Below are 4,538 nucleotides of genomic sequence, written 5' to 3' on the forward strand. Positions count from 1 at the left end.
GTTCAGCAGTGTTCAGCGTAAATGTATCAGTAGGGAGTATCCTCAACTTTAGGGCAACCCCCAGGCTCTGGCCCGCTCTGCCAGCCAGCCCTCAGCCCGCAAATTCTCCAGTTCTCGGCGCACCCGCAGCCGCAATTCGGCGTGCTGCAGCCCCTTGGGCATGGCAATGCCCAGCCCCACCGTTGCCAAGGGGGATCCCAGAAATTGAAACTGTGGCTCCGCAGCGCTTTCGCGACGGGGATGCTCTGCTAGCCACCCTGCCAGCACCGAGCGATCTGCTGCCCACCCCTGCACCGCCCCTTTCAGGAGCAGTTCCGCCCCTTCTCGGTAGGAATCGACAGGCACCAACTCCACCCCTGGCAGGTATCGATTCAGCAGGGGAATGGCGCTGGAACCGCGCAAGACTGCAACGCGACCGCCCCGCAAGTCCGACCAGCTTTCCCAGTTGTGGGAACGAGCCACAACCAAGCTGGGGCCATCCTGATAGTAAGCAGAAGTGAACTCCACCTGGCGCGCCCGATCCGGGGTAATGCCGATCTGAGCAATGGCCAAATCCACCTGGCCGTCAGCCAGCACCTGCAGCCGCTCTACATTCGAGACCGGCACCAACTCCACAGCCTCTGCCGAGCCCAACAGCCGGGATCCCAGCTCACAAGCCAGCTCGATCTCAAACCCCTGCAGATCCCCTTGGGGAGTGCGAAACCCCAGCGGCCTCAAGTTGTCTTTTACGGCAACGCGCAGCCGTCCAGAATCCACAATCTCCGGCCAAGGACGAGCCACAGTATGGATCCCTCTCCCCAGGCAGGCGAGGGCCAGAATGGCTGCCAGGAAGGACTTCTGGATAGCCGTCGGAACCTCCTCAGGAGGCGCGAGACTGGCGCGCTGCCTCCACCACCTGGGTAAAGGCCTCTGGATCCAGGAAAGCCAAGCGGGCCAACATTTTGCGGTTGAGCTGGATATTGGCTTTTTTGAGACCATCGATGAACTCGTGGTAACGCAGGCCCTGGGCACGGGTGGCCGCGTTGATGCGGGTAATCCATAGGCGACGAAAATCCCGCTTCTTGCGGCGGCGATCCCGGTAGGCGCTGCGCAAAGCCTTCATCACCTGCTGGTTGGCGGTGCGGAACAGCTTTGAACCGGCTCCCCGAAAGCCTTTGGCCAGCTTGAGGATCTTTTTGCGGCGCTTGCGGGCGACATTGCCCCGTTTGACTCTCATGGCAGTAACTCAATAGGAACTTGAACAAACTCAAACTAACGGGATCGGAACTGCTGTCGCCAATGCCAGCCCCTGAAATCTTCTTGCCGGCGCGAGCGGGATCCCGGCTAGTGGGTGTTGGGCAACATCAGGCGCACATTGACCACATCCCGCTTGTCCACCAGGGCCACACCGGCCAATTTGCGTTTGCGCTTGCTGGTTTTGTGCTCCAGCAAGTGGTTGTGCCCGGCCCTGCGACGCATAAACTTGCCGCTGCCGGTCAGGCGGAAGCGCTTGGCTGCTGCCTTGCGGGTTTTGATTTTGGGCATGATGGTAACCCCAGAATACGCGGGGCCAGAGCTAAAGGTCACAGCCTTCTAGCATAAGCCATAGAAGAACAAGAGGGCAAATGCCGAGGACTCCGTTCCGCCGAGGCAAATGACAGCAGTCGAGAAACTCTCAAGAGACCGAGTTTTGCGGCTCCAGCAGCAGCACTTGCCAGCGCAGCAGGCGTTGCAGTTGCTCGAAGCTCAGGGGGCACTCTAGGCCAGCCTGGATCTCTTGGACGGTGCGGATCCCGTCCACCTGTTGGAGAAAGGCGAAGGCTTCTTCGCTCAGGGAGATGGCTTCGTAAGCATAGTTGAAAATGCTCCGCCCCGGCCACAGGCCCAGACAGGGGCTGAGGTGGGCAATGGCTGATGCTACACTTTCCGGGCTTGTCCATTCCCAGCAGCGGATGGGGGGCTTGCCGAGAAACAGCTCGTAGTGGGCTACCACCGGATCCAGCAGCTCGATCAGGCGATAGCGTTCCGGTTCCGGCAGCTGAGCCGCCTGAGCCAGCAGGGCCTCGTCCTGGCCCAACACCCGTTCCAGCCGCCAAAACTCCGGGTTGGAAAAGCGCAGAAACTGCAGTCCGGAAGCCCGGATTAATTCAAACAGAGTCTCGATGGTGTAGTCCACTTCCTGGGGGTGCAGGTACATATCGGCGAAGCATTCGTCGTCCACGTTCTCGATGGCCCAGCGGGCCCGTTCTTGCTGCTGGATGCGGTTGGTTTCCGGCAAGATCTCGAAAAGGCGGCGGCCCACCTGGAGACCCCTCTGCAATTGCTCCGCCGAGGCAAGGGTCTGGTGTTCAGAACCCGTTACCAGCAGGCGGATGGCCTTTTGCATGAGGCGGATTTCGTGGCGGCCCAGCTCACCATACACAAACAGGTGCAAGAGCCCGCCGGGAGCCAATTTGCCGGCCAAAGCCTGCAGCCCCGCTAGCGGATCGGGCAGGTGGTGGAGCACGCCCACGCAGTTGATGAAGTCAAACTGCCCCGGCAGCTGGTCGATGTCGTAGACGTTGAGCTGGCGAAACTGCACCGGCGGTGCCTGGGAAGCCCGACAACGGGCCTCGGCAATCTCCAGGGCGCGGCTGCTCAGATCAAAGGCCCAAATTTCTGCGTTGGGGTTTTGGTGGGCAATGTATTCTGTTCCCACTCCCGAGCCACAGCCCGCATCCAGAATGCGCACCTTGCGCCGACCCGGATGGGATCCCGTACAAAAGGCATGGGCCTGGGGCCAACTCCAGCGCCAATTCCACCCCGGCGGGGGAACAGTGCTGACGGGCTGCGGGGGGAAAGGGTAGAGCTCGTAGAGCTGCCGCACTTGGTTGAGGATTTGTTCGGCGCTGGGGGAGTTGGGCTGCATGGACTATCTGTTGGAGCCAGCAAGACTATAGTGACAATATCCCCCTCCCAAACTCCTGCTGAGCCTACTGTTATGAAAGTGCTTCGCACTGCCAGCGCAAAAACTTCTTCTCATCCTCTGCAAACCGGCCTCACCTTCGACTGGATCAGGCTGACGGCTGAGCTCAAAAAGATTCTGGATCCCCAGCGGGTGATCAGCAAGCCGGAGGAGCTGCTGGTTTACGAATGCGATGGGCTGGTCAGCTACCGGCAAAGGCCGGCGCTGGTGGTGTTGCCTCGCACAACAGAAGAGGTAGCGCAGGTGGTGAAGCTGTGCAGCCGCTACCAGGTGCCCTTCGTGGCGCGGGGATCCGGTACGGGCCTCTCAGGGGGAGCCCTGCCGGTGGAAAATAGCGTCGTCATCGCCACCACCCTGATGAAGCAGATCCTGGAAATCGATCTGGACAACCGCTGCATGGTGGTGCAGCCGGGGGTTATTAACACTTGGATTACCCAGGCCGTGGCCGCCCAAGGCTACTTTTATGCGCCGGATCCCTCTAGCCAGTCGGTTTGCTCCATCGGAGGTAATGTGGCGGAGAACTCCGGCGGTGTCCACTGCCTCAAGTACGGCGTAACAGCCAACCACATTCTCGGCCTGACGGTGGTGCTGCCGGATGGGGAGGTGGTGTGCTGGGGAGGCAAGATCCCGGAGATGCCCGGCTACGACTGGGTGGGGCTGTTTGTGGGATCCGAGGGCACCCTGGGCATTGCCACCGAGATTACCCTGCGCTTGCTCAAGGCCCCGGCTCAAGTGCAGGTTTTGCTGGCAGACTTTGACAGTGTGGAAGCGGCGGGATCCACGGTCTCCGACATCATTGCTGCCGGGATCATCCCCGCCGGCCTGGAGATTATGGACAACTTCAGCATCAATGCCGTGGAGGATGTGGTGCAGTTGGGCTACTATCCGCGGGATGCGGCGGCCATTTTGTTGGTGGAGGTGGATGGGCTGGAACTGGAGGTGGAAGAAGCCAGCCAGCAGGTGAGGGCGCTGTGCTTCAAAAATGGGGCGCGACAGGTGCAAGTCGCATCCGACCCGGAAGAGCGGGCGCGGGTGTGGAAAGGACGTAAGGCAGCATTTGCCGCCATGGGCAAGCTCAGCCCCAACTACTATGTTCAGGATGGGGTGATCCCCCGCAGCCAGCTAGCCTTTGTCTTGAAGGAAATCGAGCGCCTCAGCCGTGAGTACGGTTATCCGGTGGCCAATGTGTTTCACGCTGGCGACGGCAATCTGCACCCCTTGATCCTCTACGACGAGTCGGTGCCGGGATCCCTGGAGCAGGTGGAGAAACTGGGGGGCGAGATCCTTAAGCTCTGCGTGCGCTTGGGGGGCAGCATCTCCGGCGAACATGGCATCGGGGCAGACAAACGCTGCTACATGCCGGAAATGTTTACGCCTGCGGATCTGGAGAGCATGCAATGGGTGCGGCAGGTGTTCGACCCCCAGCACATCGCCAACCCCGGCAAGATCTTTCCCACCCCCCGCACCTGCGGTGAGTCAGCCCACGCCCACAGCCAACCAGAATGGCAAGAGATCCCAGTCTTTTGATTTTGAACGTGATATGCAGTCGTTTCAGGCTAGAGTGAGACGCCTGGGCTACTGCTCGCGCCAGCGG

At 60.6% G+C, this 4,538-nt stretch carries 5 protein-coding genes; 1 reads left to right on the forward strand and 4 read right to left on the reverse strand.

What is annotated here, in order from left to right; all coding sequences use genetic code 11:
* Positions 1–48: 48 nt before the first annotated feature.
* The 4 genes from NW856_RS09360 to NW856_RS09375 form a co-directional block, all read right to left on the reverse strand.
* Positions 49–780 (reverse strand): transporter substrate-binding domain-containing protein, encoded by a 732-nt coding sequence (locus NW856_RS09360; RefSeq protein ID WP_414399948.1) that lies wholly within the window; start codon positions 778–780, stop codon positions 49–51.
* Between the two features lie 79 nt (positions 781–859).
* Positions 860–1,216 carry a 50S ribosomal protein L20 gene (gene rplT, locus NW856_RS09365; RefSeq protein WP_011434388.1) on the reverse strand — a complete coding sequence of 119 codons (357 nt, stop codon included), beginning with the start codon at positions 1,214–1,216 and terminating at the stop codon, positions 860–862.
* 107 nt (positions 1,217–1,323) lie between these two features.
* A complete protein-coding gene (gene rpmI / locus NW856_RS09370) occupies positions 1,324–1,524 on the reverse strand; it encodes a 50S ribosomal protein L35 (RefSeq protein WP_011434387.1) in 201 nt (66 codons plus the stop codon).
* Positions 1,525–1,654: 130 nt separating this feature from the next.
* Positions 1,655–2,887, reverse strand: a complete 1,233-nt coding sequence (locus tag NW856_RS09375) for a class I SAM-dependent methyltransferase (protein ID WP_414399949.1) — start codon at positions 2,885–2,887, stop codon at positions 1,655–1,657.
* A gap of 72 nt (positions 2,888–2,959) precedes the next feature.
* Between NW856_RS09375 and glcD the strand changes: the two genes are divergently transcribed.
* Positions 2,960–4,471 carry a glycolate oxidase subunit GlcD gene (gene glcD, locus NW856_RS09380; protein WP_414399950.1) on the forward strand — a complete coding sequence of 504 codons (1,512 nt, stop codon included), beginning with the start codon at positions 2,960–2,962 and terminating at the stop codon, positions 4,469–4,471.
* The last annotated feature ends 67 nt before the right edge of the window (positions 4,472–4,538 follow it).

Origin of the sequence: Synechococcus sp. R3-13, from assembly GCF_047462195.1 — a bacterium.
GTDB lineage: Bacteria > Cyanobacteriota > Cyanobacteriia > Thermostichales > Thermostichaceae > Thermostichus.